Raw genomic sequence first — 18,438 nt, 5'->3', positions numbered from 1 at the left:
AGCCGACCTGAACCTCTCTCGAAAGCATAAAGAGCGACCGTTCCCCCCGTTCCTTCCTGTCTCCCAACCACCTTCATCCCACTTTCCCACAACCCCTTCAATCACTGCCTTACCGTTTCAACCACACTCATATCCAAACAACGTTGAACATCAGTACCATGAGCGCCGGCACGTCCCACTTGCACGACCCCCCATGTCGGGCGGCCAGAGTGCCCACCCGGGCGCTGATTTCTCTGCGCTCCTGGAGCGTTACAACGCCCTCCCGGAGGACGATCTTGAGGCAAGACTTGCGCTCATTGCCAATGACCTTCCTGGCGGCGGCACGGTCGGTCTGGTTGCAGCCCAGCAGGAGAATTATCCACTCGTAGAGCGTTGCCGCGCCGCAATCGGAACCATGTTCGACAACCCCGTGAACGGCAGAAAGACCGGCATTGAATGTGAGCTGGGCCTCGTTCCAGCCATTCCCCTCGATCCGCGCTGGGCCTTGCTTCTCAGTTCGTCCGTACTGACGCCGGATGACATTCGCGAGGTCATGGCGACAGTCAAAGCCAAGGGTGGTGGCGAGTTTTCCGTGCCATTGCTATTCCATCGTCAGCGTAGCGGGTCCTGTGCAGGTGTGCACACCGAAGGCGTCGTTGTTCCAGATAAGAAGGAGGATGGTGAGCCGATCTCCCTCTCCATCTTGCTGGTACCGGATGAAACGGGACAGAAGGTGGCCGCAGACATCCTCAGAGAGGTCACCGGATGCGATCGCCTTGTTCCGTGGAACCGACCGACAATCTCTCCAGGGCATTTGCGCCCCCTTCCGACAACAAGAAGCTCGGGCCTGCCAATATGCTCGCCGTTGTCCGCCGAAAACACTGGGTCGCGACCATGGCAGAACTATATGCGGCCGACAAAAGCGGCAACCGCGGTCTCGAGCCCAATCAGCGGCTGGATCGCGTGATTTATCCGTTCGAGGTCGTTCCTTCCTGGGAAATCGATGTCGAGGGCATGTCCATCATCCTCCAGATCGAGGAACTTCATAAGAGGTCGACCAACCGTGGCGAAACCCTGACCACCGGTCGCAACTATGGGTTCACCTCTTGCGAGGCCTACATCATATCGGTTCTCCGCGTCATCCGGCCCGATTTGTTCTCAGACGTCGATCCGTGCTTGCTGCAACTGCAGGAGCTGACCCCGAAGGTCCTTGAAAAGGCCGAGCGCATGTACCTGGTCAAGCCAGATAGCAGCAAGAGAATTTACGACTTTGGAGACACGGATACACGCCACAAGCATTTTGACGACGTCACCGCTGATCCCATGCCAGCTATCGAACGGGTCGCCCGCGCCTGCGCCGACCCTGATCTGAGCAAAAAGGTTGTTCCAGGTATGCCCAGTTGGCGAAATATGCACAACAACTTCAAGGCGCTTCATCCTTCTCCCGATGCCAGGCTTCTCTACTTCCTTGCCGCACGTGACGCCACGCACAAGATCGAGCAGCTAGCGGGAACAGACCTGGGCACGCCGCCAACACCCAACTGGCCGGTTGACATCGAGGAGTTCGAAGTCGACCTCGAAGCGACGGTCGATGCTTTGAGCATCCACGATCTGGAGCAGGCCCGGGGTATCGAGATCACCGCCCTTCCTCAGCTCGCCGACACCCTCCTCGCTTACCTCGCCACCGGGCTAAAGGAAATCGCCGATGTCGGGGTGATGCTGACTTTCGACTGGGGCGACGTACGTGCCTTCAACCTTAACCCCGACGGGGTAACGGCACCCTTGGAAATTGATGTGGCCGCTGCAGCGGCTTTCGCGCTTGGCCAGCCGATCATGGAAAGATTGACCGAAGGCTTCTGCAGCAAGCTTACGGGTTGGCTCCAGGCCGTTGAGACAGCGGATCCCCTGGCACAAAGGCTCAAGCAACGCATCCCGGTTGCCCTCTTTGGCGGAGGGATTATCGGCGCATTCTTTGGCACCATCACCGCGCTGAACCATGACGAGTTCCTCGGTACGAAATTGGGATACGAGCTGGCCTCCGTCGCTCCTGCCCTGCTGATCTTCATGGCCGCCAAGATTGCCTATGAGGTTGCCCTATTCCGCCAGAAGTACCAAATGGTCAAAAGCACCGATCCGGCTTACCTTCACGCCAAGAAGACGTTGAAGAAAATCCTCGGCGACTTCGTCGATTTACGTCATTGGATGGTTAACAGGCTTCCAAAGTTTGCCGCTCTTGCCACCTTCCCACAGGTCTACTGTCGATGGGTGTTCTTTTGCGAGAAGACATTCGGCAAAGACCAGGCGGCACAGCTGAAATTCGCGGTCGGGTTCACCTACTTCTTTACCAGCATTACGATCCTGATATCTCTGATGGAAAATGGTCATAAGTTTACCCAGGATCATATTGATGGCCTCCTGAATTCGGACATCGGACGCCGCATTGTCCCTCGTGCGCTGCGTCAGAATAATCACCAGGACTAAGGCTCCTTGCCTGCATCCTTCTCACTTGTCAGGAACAAATTGTATGGGTCGGAGGATCATGGATATAGCGCGGCGATCTGGATGAGAGGTCTCATCCTGATTGTCGCGCCGCAATCATGGATTTGGACGGATTTCGGTCTTTGTATTTTTGCTTTCGCCTGAGTGAGAACTTTTGATTTTATACTTTGAACATTTTTAAACGAGTGTGGAAAACTCGTTTTTCACAGAAACTATAAATAATAAAAAACCGTTTCCCCAAAAATACAACTTTCTCCATTCTATGCGGCTGAGGCGAATTCCGGATTGATTACCCTCTTCATTACTTAAAAAATCCACCGAAATAATTGTCAAAATCCATATAATATCCAGTGTTTACATGAGGATATATCCTGCCACCCAACACTGCCACCCAACACTGCCAACATTGGCGTGAGAATTCACCCAAGATCATAGTCTGTTGGGCAGCTGCGAGGCTTCAATCCTGAAGAACTAAAATAAGCGCCGCCGCGACCATACAATCAGGACGGGGCCGGGCTTCTTCTGGCCTACCTGATCGACCGCGCAACCCGATAGGGCGCGACGCTGGCGTCAGATGAAATTTGCAGCAAGCCTTTGATTACTGACAGCGTCAAATATGACGGCTCGCGATACGTCCAGATCGATATCGATTATCTGCCCCTGCACGACAGCGTTTGTCGGAAATCGGGCGATGGCCTTTTGCCCGCCGATATCCAGAAAAACCACGTCCTCGGGGCCTGTAGGCTCGACCAATCCCACCGAGGCGCGCGCCGCCGCCCCTTGGTGCCGGCCCAAACGAATATGCTCGGGACGCAGGCCAAGAAGGACGTGTTTTCCGTGACCAAGCTTATCAGCGGCTCGAACAGGCAGGTTGAGTTGATGTTCGTCCTTCCCACATACCAGCGTTTCTGCCAACTCCCGGCCCTCGACCGTGCACTCCAGAAGCGAGATGGCAGGCGAGCCGATAAACCTGGCGACGAACAGATTGGCAGGGTGGTGATAGACTTCGGCAGGTGTTCCGATCTGCTGGATCTCCCCCTTGTTGAGGATCACGATCTTCGTGGCCAGGGTCATGGCCTCTATCTGATCATGCGTGACATAGACGATCGTCTTGCCGATTCGTTGATGCAGTTGCTTGATCTCGGCGCGCATCTCGACGCGCAGACTTGCATCGAGGTTCGACAAGGGCTCATCGAACAGGAAGATCTTGGGATCACGCACCAAGGATCGCCCGATCGCCTGGCGCTGCCCGCCCGAAAGCTGCCGCGGAAGCCGGTCCAGCAACGCTTCAAGTTGCAGGGTCCGCGCCACGTCAAGCACTTTGCCCGTGATGTCCGGCTTCTGCAGTCCCCGCATCTTCAGGGGGAACCCGATATTGTCGGCAACCGTCATGTTCGGATAAAGCGCGTAGGACTGGAATACCATGGCAATGTCGCGTTGGCGGGTGGGGATGTCGTTGACGACCCGGCCATAGATCGAGATGTTACCTTTGTTTATGGGATGCAGGCCGGCGATCGCGTGCAGCAGGGTGGATTTTCCGCAACCCGAACGCCCAAGAAGCACCACGAATTCGCCCTCTTCCGCTTCGAGGGAAATGTTTTTCAACACGTCCGCAGCACCATAGGACTTCGATACATTTTCAAGTGACAAGGATTTCATCAGCAAAACCTTCGTAATTATCCTTTGACGCTACCAAGCGTCATACCTCTGACAATGTTGCCCTGAACGACCATTCCAAGAACAATTGTCAACGGCGGAGCAAAAGCAGGCCAGTGCGGCGGAGTAAAACCAGGCCAGCGGCAGGGCTGTGTTGCCGACATGGAAATGGCCCCGATCGGGGCCATTTCCATGTCGGCGGCGGTGATTTCGATCAGGGTGTGAGGATTTCGCCGGTATCGGGGTCGACGGTTTGGGTGGCCTGGTTTTGCTCCGCCCCTGATGACGGATTGCGGCGGCGGGCGGCGGACTGTTTCAGCCGGTAGCTGTCACCATTCATGGTTAGGATGCTGACGTGGTGGGTCAGCCTGTCGAGCAACGCACCGGTCAGCCGCTCGGACCCTAGCACCGACGTCCAGTCCTCAAACGGCAGATTGGACGTGACGATCGTCGAGCCGCGTTCGTAGCGTTGCGAGAAGGTCTCGAACAACAGCTCCGCTCCGGTCGATGACAAGGGGACATAGCCGAGTTCATCGATGATCAGCAGTTTTACCGAAGCCAGATCGCGCTGCAGCTTGAGAAGCCGCCGCTCGTCACGCGCCTCCAGGAGCTGACTGACCAACGAGGCTGCAGTGGTGAACGTGACGGTGAAGCCTTTCTGGCAGGCGGCGAGGCCCAGAGCGAGCGCGACATGGGTCTTGCCGGTGCCACTGTTGCCGAGAGCGATGATGTTGTCGCGCCGCAGGATGTATTCGCAACGGGCAAGCTCCAGGACAAGCATCTTGTTCAAGCCGGGTATGGCCGTGAAGTCGAAGGTGTCGAAGCTTTTGACCGCCGGGAAGCGAGCCGCGCGAATGCGCCGTTCGACTGTCCGGCGTTCCCGGTCGATCAGTTCCAATTCAATCAGGCGCAACAGATAGCGGGGATGGTCGACGCCGCTCTCGGCGCATTCCCGTGCTACCTTCTCATACTCGCGCAACACCGTCGGCAGTTTTAATTGCTTGAGATGGTGGGACAGAAGGATTTGCGGGGTTCCACCCGTTGTGCCTGATGGCATCGTGTCGCTTGCTGTGCGGGTCATGCTGCCAACACCGAATAGTCTGCCGCCAAGGTAATCTTCACATCCATCTTCGGCAGATGCGGATAGGCAGCAAGATCAAGTCGGGCTGGACGACGTTCGATACGTGCCAGTGCAATCAGTTTGACCGCATCGAAGCCGGCTGCGCCCAGATGGATCGCTTCGGTCACAGCAAAGGTGACGACGTCCTTTGGCATTGCCTCCAGAAGCCGCAGCACCTGGATGAACTCACGCTTACCCCGATTGCCCATTCGCGCTTCCAGCAAATGGCGCAGATGCTGGAACACCTCCGGCAGGTCCCACCCCTGCAAGGCGGCTGCCTGGTCGCGCGCATTGGGCTTCATCTCGATCAGCGCCAGATAATGCAGCGGATTGGAGACGAATACGCCTTCGCCATAGGACCGTGGGTGGCGTGCGATCTCCTGGCCTCTACACAGGATGACGACCTCCTCGACAAAGCCCTTCACCACAATATCCTGGAAGCCGTAGGCGGTCGGCACTGAATAGTCGTTGGTGCGATAGCGCACCAACGACATTGATGAGACACGACCGGCACGCTTCTCGCAGGGTTCAAGCGGCACGGCCGGGAGGCGGCGCAGTGCCGCGGTATCGGCCACCAGACGTTCACCAATGGTCTCGGTGTGCCGACCGGCGCATTCACTCTGGCGGCCCCGACAACGGTCTTCGAGCATTGCGTTCAACGCCTCGAAGCTTGCCACCTGCGGGATCGGCACCATGAAGTTGGCACGCGAGAACTTCACCAGCCCCTCGACCTTGCCCTTGTCGTTGCCCTTGGCCGGTCGCCCGAACCGGTCCCGGAACAGGTAGTGACTGACGAGTTCGGTGAAGGCACGGGTTCGATCGCGTTTGCCGTCGCCGCAGATTTTGGCCACCGCGATCTTGAGGTTGTCGTAGAGGATCGAAAGCGGCACGCCGCCAAAGAATGCAAAGGCCGAGACATGCCCATCGAGGAATGCCTCCGTCGTCTCGCGCGGATAGGCCTTCACGAAACACGCATCCGACTGCGGGATATCCATGCAGAAGAAATGTATCTTCTGGCGCACACCGCCGATGATGGCGATCGCCTCGCCAAAGTCGACCTGTGCATGTCCCGGCGGATGCGATAGCGGCACGAACGTCTCTCGACCCTTGGATCGGCAAATCCTGACGTAGTCCTTCACCACCGTGTAGCCACCGCCAAAGCCATGTTCGTCACGCAACCGTTCGAATATCCGCTTGGCACTGTGTCGTTGCTTCACCGGCCCGGCCTGATCCGACTGCAAAATCTCATCGATGACTGGAAGCAAACATTCCAAGCTTTGGCTTGCCTACAGGCTTCGTGCGCGTATAGCCCGGTGGAAGCGAGAATCGGCACATCTTCGAAACCGTCTCACGGCTTAAACCGAAGACCCGAGAGGCCTCGCGGCGGCTGTGACCCTCAACGAAAACAAACCGGCGAACGGCGGCGTAACTCTCCACGACAAACATCCCCGGCCGCCCTCAAAAAGAGGACAGCCCTACCACTGGCTGGATTTTACTCCGCCCCGCCAGGCAATATGCCGGCGTTCACTGGTAGACTTTGTCACCGCCCTGCCCACCCATCCCATGTTGGCAACGCCCACGGGGCCGTATTCGTTGAGGACGTGGGCGAAACGGGTCAATGCCGTTGCTGCCTCGGGAGAATCCAGAGCCGATTTCCCATCCTCGGTGAGGAATGATCCGCCCATTCCCCAGAGATAGGACGCCCAGACGTAGACACCTTGAATACCCTGCTGACCGCGCATCGTTATGCCGGTCACCTCACCGTTGCTTTTCTCCTTGATCGTCTTGGCTGCTGCCTCGATGTCATCAAAAGACTTTGGCACCGAGATGCCATATTGTTCAAACAGGTCCTTGCGGTACATCAGGAAGGTGCTCTCACCGATGACCGGCAGGCCGTAGAGATGATCACTGACCTTATTGGTCTCCAGATATCGCGGCACGAAATCTGCCAGATCCACGAACTCCCCATGTTTGCTCAGCAACTCGTCCAGGGGCGCAACATATCCGGACTTCACGAACCCGGGCAGCATGACCGAATTGTTCTCGACCACATCGTAACGGCCCGATCCCGACGAGAATTCCAAAAGCATCTTGGGCGTCGCATCCGCTTCCGGAATGACTTCAAGATCGACCTCGATGCCAGTCGCCGCCGTGAAGTCGGGCAGCATTTTCTGAATGGCGTCGCTTGTCGGATGACCGACCATCAGCACCGACAGATGCTGACCGGCAAATGGCTTGTCCTGCGCCATCGCAGGGAAAGCAGCAGCCAGAACGATACCGCTCAGCGCCATCGCGCCGACAAGAGATCTTCTTATCGAACGGTGGCAAGCCAGCCGGATTTCAGATTTCACCAATTGCATCATTTCTTCCTCCACACGCGCCTGGGACAGAGGGCTTTGTCCCGCTCGCGCACTGTTGATCGTTGCCCCTCAAGCCCGCTCGTCGAGCGTATTGCGGGTATCGGCCCGTTTTGGCCTCCTCAATTCACGCCACCCGTCATCCGCATTCAGACCGAGAATTTCGATAAATTTTGTCGCAAGCGCCTCGCCAAGCTTCACGTTGCTTTCGGCGCTGAAACGAACCCCATCCAGGGGATCAACTGAGATGACCGAACCTGCGTCGAAAAAATCGACATCGGCGGCCGTGGCAATCTGCTCATAATACCCTGCCAGTTCCTGCGACTTGGCGGCTGCTCCTATGAGGGCCTTTGCTGCGAAGCCCTGCTCCAGAACCGGAGGTGGAGCGATGAGCAGAATTTTGGGCAGCTTCACCTGCGCTTGGCCCGCAGGGCATCTGTTTGATCTTCAGAACAAGTTGGTTGATGTTCAGGGAAATGACCCACGCACTCAAGTTGAACCGGGCATGAAGATCGTTGGTGCCCAGCATAAGGGCGATGCAGTCGATGGGCCGGTGGGTTTCCAAAACGATCTTGAGTGCCGTCAACCCGTCACGATCACCCCCGCCTGTTGGATCATCGTAGATTGTCGTCCGTCCGGGCTGAGCCTCTTCAACGATATGCGCGCGCTGACCCAGGATGGATCTCACCACACCTGGCCAGCGGTTCTCCGGAGGAAACCGCTCGAGATCCGTCACACTTCTCATGGGCGGCGTGCCATGGGTATTGGAGTCTCCGAAACATAGAATTACCGGTTGCTTGCTCATTAACATCCATCCTGTTTTCACGCCGGGCGCGGTCCATCAGTCATGCGAAATAAGGTGAAGACAGCGTACTGCCAAAGGGCCCACGGGCTATCGGCGGCATGTGCTGCACGCGCGCGGTCACATCCCCGCACATGTCGATGCTCTGCTACCAGGCACGCCCCTGCCCGGAAGAAAGAAGACCTGCGCTTCCCTGCCGTGGTGACCTCGCAAACGCGCGCAATGGCGCTACACATGCCGTAGTGCGACATGGCCCCTCCCCTCATTTTCGGCAGCACAAGAATGCGGCCGCTTCCTCAAGGACTCGATTAATACATAATACGAATGATGTAAATAGGACGATATTACCTGGTCATTGCAAGCGCCAATATCTGACGCGCCTCCCGACCGAGCGCCTGCCCGAGAGCCCGGTGTCCTGCCAGATCCAGATGCACGCCATCCTCGCCGGCGCGTGCGACCAGATTGCAATCGAAGTAAAAACAGCCGGTTCGCTCCGCCACCTGCCTTAGATATTCAGCATGTCCATCGCAGCGACGCCATGCATCGCCCCAGAATTCCGGCTCGGCTCGCTGGGTTATGGCAGGGGGCGCGACGATGAGAATCTCAGGATTTCGCTCTGCCAAAACGTAATATCCTTTGATCTGCTGAACGAGCGTCAGCACGCCTCTGGCCGAGGTGAAAGCAGAGGAATTGAAATGCATTTTGAAGTCGTTGGAACCCAACATGATCACGATAAGATCGAGCGGAGCATGGGTTTCAATGGAGGCCACGATCAGGCGCGATCCGTTTTTGTGATCCCCCTCGATCGGGTCGTCAAAAACAGTGGTGCGCCCACTCAAACCATCTTCTACGACTTCGACATTCTGCCCCGCCTCGCGCGCCATAATGTGCGCCCATCGCTGCTCCTTCGGTATCCGATTGGGCGCAAGCGCGAGATTGATGAACGGCGGGCATCCCCAGGTATTGGAATCGCCGAAACAGAGTATTGTCGTCACGTTGGCCCCCAAACACCGTCTTCGCGGTTTGACTTAATACGTACCATCTATTATAAAAGCGTGCATCCAATTCACTTAACAAGCGCGTTCCAGGAACTGATAATGACCGTCTACCGCCGCCCCGATCCAATACCGCGGGCCAGTGCCCCCCGCGAGATCGGGAGCGCATTGACTCCTCTGCGCGAGCAGAATGTCGACCTTAATCAGCTGGCAGCCAAACAGATATTCATGGCTATTGTTTCCAAGCAATGGGGTGCAAACGGATATCTTCCGAAAGAGGATGAGCTCGGCGAGCAGCTCAGGGTCAGCCGAACCGTCATACGGGAAGCGACCAAATATCTTGCGGCCAAATCCGTGGTGGAAACACGTCGGCGCCGTGGTACCGCGATCCTCGATACCCAGTCCTGGAACCTGATCGACCGCGAAATTACCGCTTGGATCAGCGAAAGCCGGCAATTTCCGCACTTTGGCGAAGATCTTCTGGGCGTTCTGGCCCATACTCAACCCGCACTGGCCGAGCGTGTCGCCTTGATGCGACCATCAACGGTTGCTGCGTTGCCTGAGATCGCGGCACAGATAAAGACTGCGCCAAACGAGGAACGTGGCGACCTCATACTCGAATTTCACGAGCGGATTGCCGTTGCGGCCGGAAACCCGTTTCTGCGGAGCCTGACCGCGAATGCGGTTGAAGGTCTTCGAGTTCACCATCGCGGCGTGCTCGGCGCATTTGTGCAATCATGCCGGATGGCGGACTACAGCGATACCGCGGCCGCGATCAGCAACGGGGATGGCGATAAGGCGAAGCAAATCCTTCACGCTGTGTTTGCCCGTGCGTCCGGCCGGGTTGATCGCCTATCGCCGGGACGCGTTGCAGATCTCGCCTGATAGCACAGTTTACCAAAGCGCCGACGTGACATTGCCTTCCTCAATCCATCGTTCAGATTGAGAAAATTGCAGATCAATACACCCGTAAAGAATACCCGCGCAAAGCTCTCCTAAGCTGTACCTGGTTGTTCTTTTTTGCTCGCGCGGTACAACCGGCCACAATCAAAACAATCGCCTGACGCGAAATCGTTCGATAATTGTTCTTGTTTTATTCCGTATTCCGTGCAAGATTTTCCCTCACAACCCGAGGGAAAAGCCAGAGGCGGGTTCTGGCCCAGCCCGCACGAAAGGGGCAGGAATGGTCGCACGTGTCAGTACGGTTGCATTTCAGGGAATAGAAGGCGTACCTGTGGATGTGCAGGTCATGGTGGCGCCGGGTCAGGTCGGCATGCAGATTGTCGGTTTGCCGGACAAGGCGGTTGCCGAAAGCCGCGAGCGGGTGCGAGCCGCTCTTCACGCTTCGGGCCTGTCGCTCCCGCCCAAGCGCATCACCGTCAATCTCGCGCCCGCCGACCTGCCAAAAGAGGAAATCCGGAAGCCACATTGGCGATCATATTCGTGGCAAATCGACGAAACTTTACAACATGTTATCGCCAAGGTTTGCACGAATATGGATATTGGTAACGTGGCGCGGAAGATGGTCAAGGCCGGTCGAACCTCAGCCATTCATGACGATTCGATGCTGCAGTCAGCCTTGTGGGTCGGCGAGCTTCGTAGCGTCGGAACCTGCTGATCAAATTATATAGACGATCAAATTGGTAACGTGTGTGCAGGATGCCGTCAGGCACCTTTTGCCAATTTGTCGTCGTCTGCAGTCACTGGCCATGAGCCTACCTGCCTAGCACGATAGCGTACTGCAAGTTTCCCCCATCATCACATCGCTGCGCGGCCGGCCACTAGCCGACAACCCTGTACGCACTTTCTCTTGACTGCGGGTGAGAGTTTTTCCGCATCCTGATTGGCGACGGCGCAAATGGAGGGGTCGCTCAGGAGCACGACCGACGCCGATTGAAGACCAATCGATCAGAAAATGCTTCTTCGGAAAAATCTCAGGTGGCATGGCTAGCCTTCAGAGTCCGATTGTCGAACATAAGTAGATATCGACAGATTTTCCATTTAAGGATCGACAAATTGATAAAAATGATGTAATCATAACAGTACCTCTGACAAACAACCAAGAAGTAAAGTACCAAAATCGCTTTGAAGTCTTGAATTATACTGAATACCGAAGTCTTGTTATTCAGGTGGTAAGCGGGAAAGCGACTTATATCAAGACCTCAACTTAATAATTATTTCTAAATCAAGACACCAGATCACGGTTCTCGAGCTGGTGGGGAGTCGTCGTTGGTTGAAATTGAAGACGTCGGTATCACCGAATATAGTTTCTCGATAAGCGGGCATCGCAAGCGCTACAATCTGACCACAGTGCTGCATTTGTACGGTGAAAAGTTTTGCAGGGTGTTGGTTTTCACGCGGAACTGAGCCGGTTTTTCCACCGAGAAGTGAGCCACCTCTAAGTATGGTTTTCTGATCAGGGTTTGGTCAAGAGATTGGCTTTTTCTCCTTTCTTCTGGGCTGCGGCGGCCGAGCTGGCTTTGAAGCGGAAGCTGTCATTTCCAGTTTCCAGGATATGACAACGGTGGGTCAGACGATCGAGCAGAGCGGTCGTCATCTTGGCGTCGCCGAAGACGGTTGCCCACTCGCTGAAGCTGAGATTGGTTGTGATGATGACGCTGGTGCGCTCGTAGAGCTTGCTCAGAAGGTGGAAGAGTAGTGCGCCGCCTGAGGCGCTGAACGGCAGGTATCCCAACTCGTCTAGGATGAGCAGATCGAGGCGCACCAAGGTCTCCGCGATCTGGCCCGCCTTGCCCTTGGCCTTCTCCTGCTCGAGAGCATTGACCAGTTCGATGGTCGAGAAGAAGCGGACCTTTCGGCGATGATGCTCGATGGCTTGGATTCCAAGAGCGGTCGCGACATGCGTTTTTCCAGTGCCAGGGCCACCGATTAGGACAACGTTCTGCGCCCCATCCATAAACTCGCATCGGTGCAGTTGGCGCACGGTAGCCTCGTTGATTTCGCTGTCAGCGAAGTCGAAGCCGGAGATGTCTTTGTACGCAGGAAAGCGAGCGGCCTTCATGTGATAGGCGATGGAGCGGACCTCGCGCTCGGCCATCTCGGCCTTCAGCAACTGTGACAGGATGGGCACGGCCGCATCAAAGGCAGGAGCCCCTTGCTCGATCAGGTCTGTGACGGCTTGGGCCATGCCATACATCTTCAGGCTACGCAGCATGATGACGACGGCGGCACTGGCAGGATCATGACGCATGGCGACCTCCTGCGATCCGGGCGCGTAGGCCATCATAGCGTTCGACGTTGGCCTTGGGTTCACGCAGCAAGGTCAGCGCCTGTGGCGTATCGATGTCGGGACCATCGATTGTCTTGCCGTCGATCAGCCGATGCAGCAGGTTCAGCACATGCGTCTTGGTCGCCACCCCCGCATCCAAAGCCAGTTCCACAGCCCTGAGGACGACCTGTTCGTCGTGATGAAGGACAAGAGCGAGTATGTCCGCCATCTCACGATCACCGCCGGGGCGGCGAAGCATCTGGTCTTGCAGTTGTCGAAAGGCCAACGGCAATTCCAGGAAGGGCGCACCATTGCGCAGGGCACCGGGTTTGCGCTGGATGACGGCAAGGTAATGTCGCCAGTCATAAATCGTCCTCGGCGGTTTGTCGTGGCTGCGTTCAATGACCCGCTCATGCTCGCATAGGACATTGCCCTCGGCCGCAACGACCAGTCGCTCGGGATAAATCCGCAGGCTGACGGGCCGGTTCGCAAACGATGCTGGCACGCTGTAACGATTACGCTCAAAGGTGATCAGGCATGTCGGCGAGACGCGCTTGCTCTGCTCGACGAAGCCGTCAAACATGGCGGGGAGCGACATCAATGCTGCCCGCTCATCAGCCCAGACATCCGCGATCGTGCCGGACAAGGTGCCATGCGCAGTCTCCCTCCATAGGTCCTGGCAATGCTGTTCCAGCCAGGCATTCAACGCCGCCAAATCTGGAAAGTCCGGCATCTGTTGCCACAAGCGTGGTCGGGCATCCTGGACGTTCTTCTCGACCTGACCTTTCTCCCAACCTGCCGCTGGATTGCAGAACTCGGGCGCAAAGACATAATGGTTCGTCATCGCCAGGAAGCGGATGTTGACCTGCCGCTCCTTGCCCTGGCCTACGCGATCGACCGCCGTCTTCATGTTATCGTAGATGCCACGGCCAGGTACGCCGCCGAACACACGGAAGCCGTGCCAATGGGCATCGAACAGCATCTCGTGCGTTTGCAGCAGGTAGGCCCTGACCAGAAAAGCCCGACTGTGCGACAGCTTGATATGTGCGACCTGCAGCTTCGTGCGCTCGCCGCCTACCACGGCATAATCTTCACTCCAATCGAATTGGAATGCTTCGCCTGGGCGAAAGGATAGCGGAACGAATATGCCGCGGCCCGCTTTCTGCTGCTCAGCCCGCCAGTCACGGGCGAATGCGGCGACCCGACCATAGGAGCCGGTAAAGCCGAGAACCACCAAGTCCGCATGAAGCTGCTTCAGCGTTCGGCGCTGCTTGCGCGACCTCCCGGCCTCGGTCTTCAACCAGCCAGAGAGCTTATCGGCGAAAGGATCAAGCTTGCTCGGTCGCTCCGGTACCGCGAACGTCGGCTCGATCGTACCAGCGCTCAAATACTTCGCGATCGTGTTGCGTGACAGCCCCGTGCGCCGACTGATCTCCCGGATCGACTGCTTCTCGCGCAGCGCCATCCGGCGGATGATGTTTAAAAGTCCCATGTGGATCACTCCGTTGCCCCCGTCGCTCACCGCGTTGGGGGGAAAGGTTCACATGGCTCAATTCTCAATGGAAATTATGCGCCTAACCGGCTCAGTTCTGCGTGAAAACCAACATCTTGACTTCCTGCGGGGAGATTTCCTGGACATCGACATCGAACGCCCTGGCAAGGCTTGCTTGTCGATAGATTTCCTCCTTTCGCTCCTCGGTAAGTGCAACCGTAATGGAGCCATTTTGGCGCATTCCCGTGGCGATCCCGGTTTCTGCCTCAAGCTTGACGTAAAGGTCAGCGGAGTATTTCGCCAGACGGGTCATATTCTGCGAAGCGCGCAACTGGCCGATAAGACCGGCGGCATGCCAGGTCGTGCCGGAGGTCAGTTGCTTTCGCTCTAGCAAGACAATGTCTGTCCAACCGAGCTTTGCAAGATGATAGGCTACCGAACATCCAGAGATGCCTCCGCCGACGATAACAACGCGTGCCTTGGTGGGTATATTGATCATCGTGCTTTTTCCATTTGAGGATGCTGGCGAAACCGGCAGCTATCGAAGTTGGGTAGACGTAGCAGAGGAATTAAAGAGCTCGCTGAAGCGCAGGCAGGGCTTCGAATAGATCGGCGACGAGGCCATAATCTGCGACCTGGAAAATCGGAGCTTCCTCGTCCTTGTTGATGGCGACGATGACCTTCGAGTCCTTCATGCCGGCGAGGTGCTGGATGGCACCGGAAATGCCTGCCGCGATGTAGAGCTGCGGTGCAACGACCTTGCCGGTCTGGCCCACCTGCCAGTCGTTCGGCGCATAGCCGGCATCGACGGCGGCGCGCGATGCGCCGACCGCTGCACCCAACTTGTCGGCGACGGGTAGGATGACTTCCTGGAACTTCTCCGAGGAGCCGAGCGCACGGCCGCCGGAGATGATGATCCTCGCGGAAGTGAGTTCCGGACGGTCCGACGAAGACAGTGCATCGGAAATATGTGACGATAGGCCCGGATCGGCGGCAGCCGACACCGTCTCGACTGGGGCCGATCCACCCTCGCCAGCAGCGGCGAACGAGGCGGTGCGCACGGTGATCACCTTCTTGGCTTCACCCGACTGGACCGTCTGGACGGCGTTGCCGGCATAGATCGGCCGCTTGAACGTATCTGCGGAGACGACCTCTATGATTTCTGAGACCTGCGCGACGTCGAGAAGCGCTGCGACCCGCGGCATGACGTTTTTGGCCGAGGCCGTCGCCGCCGCGATAATCGTATCATAGCCGGGGGCAAGCGAGACGATCAGCGACGCAAGCGGCTCGGCCAGCTGATTGGCAAGACTTGAGTCCTCGGCGAGCAGCACCTTCGACACACCGGAGAGCTTTGCCGCCGCATCGGACGCAGCCTTTGCACCGGAGCCAGCAACTAGGACGTGGACATCCGAGCCGATCGCGGTTGCCGCCGTGAGTGCCTTGGCGGTTTGGTCGGACAGGGTTGCATTGTCGTGGTCAGCCAGAAGTAGAATGGCCATGTTAGTAAACTCCTTGTTCTTCCGCTTGATTTACAGGACGCCGGCGGTCTTCAGCAAAGACACCAGTTCCTCGACACTGTTCACCTTGACGCCGGCCTTGCGGCCCGAGGGCTCCTCGGTCTTGAGGACCTTTAGCCGCAGGCTGGTATCGACGCCGAAGTCGGCCGGCGTCTTCTTGTCGAGCGGCTTCTTCTTCGCCTTCATGATGTTCGGCAGCGAGGCGTAGCGCGGCTCATTGAGGCGCAGGTCGGTGGTGACCACGGCCGGCAACTTGATCTCGATGGTCTGCAGGCCGCCGTCGACTTCGCGCGTCACTTGCGCCTTGCCGTCGCCGATCTCGATCTTCGAAGCAAAGGTGCCCTGCGCCCAGCCCAGGAGAGCCGACAGCATCTGGCCGGTCTGATTGGAATCGTCATCGATCGCCTGCTTGCCGACGATGATCAGGCCGGGCTGTTCGGCTTCCGCCACGCCCTTGATGATCTTGGCGACGGCCAGCGGCTCGACCGCATCGTCGGTCTCGACCAGGATCGCACGATCGGCACCCATGGCCAGAGCCGTGCGCAGCGTTTCCTCAGCCTTGGCCGGACCGACGGAGACGACGACGACTTCCGACGCCTTGCCGGCTTCCTTCAGGCGCAGCGCCTCTTCGACGGAAATCTCGTCGAACGGGTTCATCGACATCTTCACATTGGCGAGCTCGACACCTGTACCGTCCGGCTTCACCCGGATTTTAACGTTGTAGTCGACCACACGCTTCACGGGGACGATAATTTTCACGGCCAACCTCCAATTTGAGAAAGTGCCATTCTCCGGCCGGACCTGTGTCTTCGGACGAAAGCGTGACAGGACGCTTGTACAGCCATGCTCTATTTTTTTCAATATGAAATTTTTGTATTGATTTTTCACGTATGCCGCATTTTTTCTCAAAATATCCAATTCATGAATAATGTGGAGTTAGTTGAGTGTTGCCTCTGCAACTGCGCGGAGATATGCAATTCTCACTTTGGAAGGAATTGATCATGCCGGAACGCGCTGCCGAGAGGCTTAAAGCTGCAGACGAGACTCAAACAGATGAGGATGTTATCGGATCGCAAATCAGAGAATTGCGCAAAGCCAAGGGCATGACACTTCAGGAGGTAGCGGACTCCGCTGGAATCTCCGTCGGATATCTCAGCCAGATCGAGCGAAACCAATCCAAGTTGCCGATCGGGGTCCTGAAAAAAATCAGCACGACGCTTGGTGTCCAGATCAACTGGTTTTTTCATGCTAGCGATGTTCCAGCGGACGAAAAAGACATAATTGTTCGCGCTGACAACAGGCGGAAGCTTACATTCACGAAGCTGGGCATTCAGGAAGAGTTGCTCTCGCCCAATCTCAGCGGCCCTCTGGAAATGCTGATGAGTACGATCGATGTCGGTGCCGACAGCGGTGACTACAGCCACGACGGCGTTGAGGCGGGAATTGTCATCAGCGGAACTCTCGATCTATGGGTTTCCGGCCAACATTTCACCCTGAACGCAGGTGACAGTTTCTCGTTCAAAAGCACGGCGACTCATCGCTGCGCCAATCCAGGTAACGAGCCGACCAAAGTCGTCTGGATAATCACGCCACCACAGTACTGATCGTTCCGCCTATAAGTTGGTGCAAGGCTGTTTCCGTTTGCGAACGGACACCGCCCCCGTTTTGGTTGGCTCTTGTGGCATTTGTTCCACGTTTCCGGAGCAATCTCCCCATCCGCACAAACAAGAACCAAAAAACTTTTATTCATACGTGAAATTTTATTGCTATTTTTTCATGAAGAGCCTAGTTGGGACAGCGCGCCAGATCGGCCCGACCGATGTGGACCCAAACAAATCTGGAAGCAGCCAAAGTCATCTGCCCCAAACGCAAATGCCGCTATTCTTTTTGGAGTCTCCCGTGACCGCCAATTCTCTTGTCCTCAATGTATCCTGCCAATCGACACGCGGTATTGTCGCCGCCATCTCGGGCTATCTTGCTGAGAAGGGCTGCAACATCACGGACAGTTCTCAGTTCGACGATCTGGAGACCGGCCGCTTTTTCATGCGCGTCGGATTTCGCTCTGAAACCAACGTCGCCGAAGCCGATATCCGTCAGGACTTCGCCGAGGTGGCAAAGAGATTTTCAATGGACTACGCCTTCAACCGAGGCGATCGGAGAACCAAGGTTCTCCTCATGGTCTCTCGCTTTGGCCACTGCCTGAACGATCTGCTCTACCGCTGGAAGATCGGGGCGTTGCCGATCGAGATCGTCGGCGTCGTCTCCAACCATTTCGATTACCAGAAGCTGATCGTCAACCACGATATCCCCTTCCACCACATCAAGGTGACCAAGGAGAACAAGCCGCAGGCGGAGGCCAAGCTGATGGAGGTCGTCGAGCAGTCCGGCGCAGAGCTCATCGTGCTCGCCCGATACATGCAGGTCCTTTCGGACGCCGTCTGCAAGAAGATGTCGGGCAGGATCATCAATATCCACCACTCCTTCCTTCCGTCCTTCAAGGGAGCGAACCCTTACAAGCAGGCCTACGAGCGCGGCGTGAAGCTGATCGGGGCAACAGCCCACTACGTGACGGAAGACCTCGATGAAGGTCCGATCATCGAACAGGACGTCGCCCGCATCACCCACGCGCAGTCGGCGGAAGACTACGTTTCGATCGGCCGCGACGTCGAAAGCCAGGTTCTGGCCCGTGCCGTCCACGCCCATATCCACCACCGCGTCTTCATGAACGGCAACAAGACAATCGTCTTCCCCGCCAGCCCCGGCTCCTTCGCTTCAGAACGCATGGGCTAAAA

General features: G+C 56.9%; 15 protein-coding genes and 3 pseudogenes. 7 read left to right on the top strand and 11 right to left on the bottom strand.

The genetic code is table 11. From position 1 onward, the window contains the following. The first annotated feature begins 193 nt into the window (after positions 1-193). Together QO002_RS03865 and QO002_RS03860 are read left to right on the top strand one after the other, a co-directional pair. Positions 194-946, top strand: a complete 753-nt coding sequence (locus QO002_RS03865; protein WP_307226863.1) for a hypothetical protein — start codon at positions 194-196, stop codon at positions 944-946. Beyond that, on the top strand, positions 874-2,460 hold the full coding sequence (locus tag QO002_RS03860) for a hypothetical protein (RefSeq protein WP_307226860.1): 1,587 nt from the start codon (positions 874-876) through the stop codon (positions 2,458-2,460). Before QO002_RS03865 ends, QO002_RS03860 begins: the two co-directional genes overlap by 73 nt. Positions 2,461-3,048: 588 nt before the next feature. Here the strand turns inward: QO002_RS03860 and QO002_RS03855 are convergent. From QO002_RS03855 to QO002_RS03840, 4 genes and pseudogenes are all read right to left on the bottom strand, one after another. Further along, the gene (locus QO002_RS03855) at positions 3,049-4,137 is read right to left on the bottom strand and encodes an ABC transporter ATP-binding protein (protein ID WP_307233131.1); all 1,089 of its coding nucleotides are present in this window, start codon (positions 4,135-4,137) and stop codon (positions 3,049-3,051) included. A 211-nt stretch (positions 4,138-4,348) separates the two neighbouring features. Continuing rightward, positions 4,349-5,215: an IS21-like element helper ATPase IstB gene (istB, locus tag QO002_RS03850; protein WP_307225648.1), complete on the bottom strand. Its 867-nt coding sequence runs from the start codon at positions 5,213-5,215 to the stop codon at positions 4,349-4,351. Then, a pseudogene (gene istA / locus QO002_RS03845) lies at positions 5,212-6,700 on the bottom strand (IS21 family transposase). Before istA (QO002_RS03845) ends, istB (QO002_RS03850) begins: the two are co-directional and overlap by 4 nt. 29 nt (positions 6,701-6,729) lie before the next feature. Further along, positions 6,730-7,503 carry an ABC transporter substrate-binding protein gene (locus QO002_RS03840; protein WP_307226857.1) on the bottom strand — a complete coding sequence of 258 codons (774 nt, stop codon included), beginning with the start codon at positions 7,501-7,503 and terminating at the stop codon, positions 6,730-6,732. Here QO002_RS03840 and QO002_RS30865 point away from each other — a divergent pair. Beyond that, positions 7,471-7,857, top strand: a complete 387-nt coding sequence (locus QO002_RS30865; RefSeq protein WP_370878449.1) for a hypothetical protein — start codon at positions 7,471-7,473, stop codon at positions 7,855-7,857. The two genes, QO002_RS03840 and QO002_RS30865, sit on opposite strands and share 33 nt — an antisense overlap. A gap of 52 nt (positions 7,858-7,909) precedes the next feature. Here the strand turns inward: QO002_RS30865 and QO002_RS30860 are convergent, their stop codons facing one another. Next, positions 7,910-8,416 carry a GDSL-type esterase/lipase family protein gene (locus QO002_RS30860; protein ID WP_370878448.1) on the bottom strand — a complete coding sequence of 169 codons (507 nt, stop codon included), beginning with the start codon at positions 8,414-8,416 and terminating at the stop codon, positions 7,910-7,912. A 341-nt stretch (positions 8,417-8,757) separates the two neighbouring features. Then, positions 8,758-9,408: a GDSL-type esterase/lipase family protein gene (locus QO002_RS03830; protein ID WP_307233129.1), complete on the bottom strand. Its 651-nt coding sequence runs from the start codon at positions 9,406-9,408 to the stop codon at positions 8,758-8,760. On the opposite strand from QO002_RS03830, the gene QO002_RS03825 reads away from it, so the two are divergent. Then, positions 9,301-10,293: a FadR/GntR family transcriptional regulator gene (locus tag QO002_RS03825; RefSeq protein WP_307226850.1), complete on the top strand. Its 993-nt coding sequence runs from the start codon at positions 9,301-9,303 to the stop codon at positions 10,291-10,293. The genes QO002_RS03830 and QO002_RS03825 overlap by 108 nt on opposite strands. A gap of 298 nt (positions 10,294-10,591) precedes the next feature. Further along, positions 10,592-10,819, top strand: a pseudogene (locus QO002_RS03820) (magnesium chelatase domain-containing protein); the annotation flags it as partial. A gap of 1,005 nt (positions 10,820-11,824) precedes the next feature. Here QO002_RS03820 and istB (QO002_RS03815) read toward each other — a convergent pair. From istB (QO002_RS03815) to QO002_RS03795, 5 genes and pseudogenes are all read right to left on the bottom strand, one after another. Next, positions 11,825-12,619, bottom strand: a complete 795-nt coding sequence (gene istB / locus QO002_RS03815) for an IS21-like element helper ATPase IstB (RefSeq protein ID WP_307226847.1) — start codon at positions 12,617-12,619, stop codon at positions 11,825-11,827. Next, positions 12,609-14,129 carry an IS21 family transposase gene (gene istA / locus QO002_RS03810; protein ID WP_307226845.1) on the bottom strand — a complete coding sequence of 507 codons (1,521 nt, stop codon included), beginning with the start codon at positions 14,127-14,129 and terminating at the stop codon, positions 12,609-12,611. The genes istB (QO002_RS03815) and istA (QO002_RS03810) overlap by 11 nt, the downstream gene beginning before the upstream one ends. A 109-nt stretch (positions 14,130-14,238) precedes the next feature. Beyond that, positions 14,239-14,628 (bottom strand): annotated as a pseudogene (locus tag QO002_RS03805) (NAD(P)/FAD-dependent oxidoreductase); the annotation flags it as partial. A gap of 70 nt (positions 14,629-14,698) precedes the next feature. Next, positions 14,699-15,628, bottom strand: a complete 930-nt coding sequence (locus tag QO002_RS03800) for an electron transfer flavoprotein subunit alpha/FixB family protein (RefSeq protein ID WP_307226843.1) — start codon at positions 15,626-15,628, stop codon at positions 14,699-14,701. A 30-nt stretch (positions 15,629-15,658) separates the two neighbouring features. Continuing rightward, positions 15,659-16,405 carry an electron transfer flavoprotein subunit beta/FixA family protein gene (locus QO002_RS03795; RefSeq protein ID WP_307226840.1) on the bottom strand — a complete coding sequence of 249 codons (747 nt, stop codon included), beginning with the start codon at positions 16,403-16,405 and terminating at the stop codon, positions 15,659-15,661. Between the two features lie 242 nt (positions 16,406-16,647). On the opposite strand from QO002_RS03795, the gene QO002_RS03790 reads away from it, so the two are divergent. Both QO002_RS03790 and purU read left to right on the top strand, forming a co-directional pair. Continuing rightward, positions 16,648-17,250 (top strand): helix-turn-helix domain-containing protein, encoded by a 603-nt coding sequence (locus QO002_RS03790; RefSeq protein ID WP_307226838.1) that lies wholly within the window; start codon positions 16,648-16,650, stop codon positions 17,248-17,250. 295 nt (positions 17,251-17,545) lie between these two features. Next, positions 17,546-18,436: a formyltetrahydrofolate deformylase gene (gene purU / locus QO002_RS03785; protein WP_307226836.1), complete on the top strand. Its 891-nt coding sequence runs from the start codon at positions 17,546-17,548 to the stop codon at positions 18,434-18,436. Positions 18,437-18,438 lie beyond the last annotated feature (2 nt).

This window comes from Pararhizobium capsulatum DSM 1112 (assembly GCF_030814475.1).
Classification (GTDB): domain Bacteria; phylum Pseudomonadota; class Alphaproteobacteria; order Rhizobiales; family Rhizobiaceae; genus Pararhizobium; species Pararhizobium capsulatum.
Note: the sequence above shows the minus strand (reverse complement) of the source record. Positions and strands in the feature narration are given on the sequence as shown.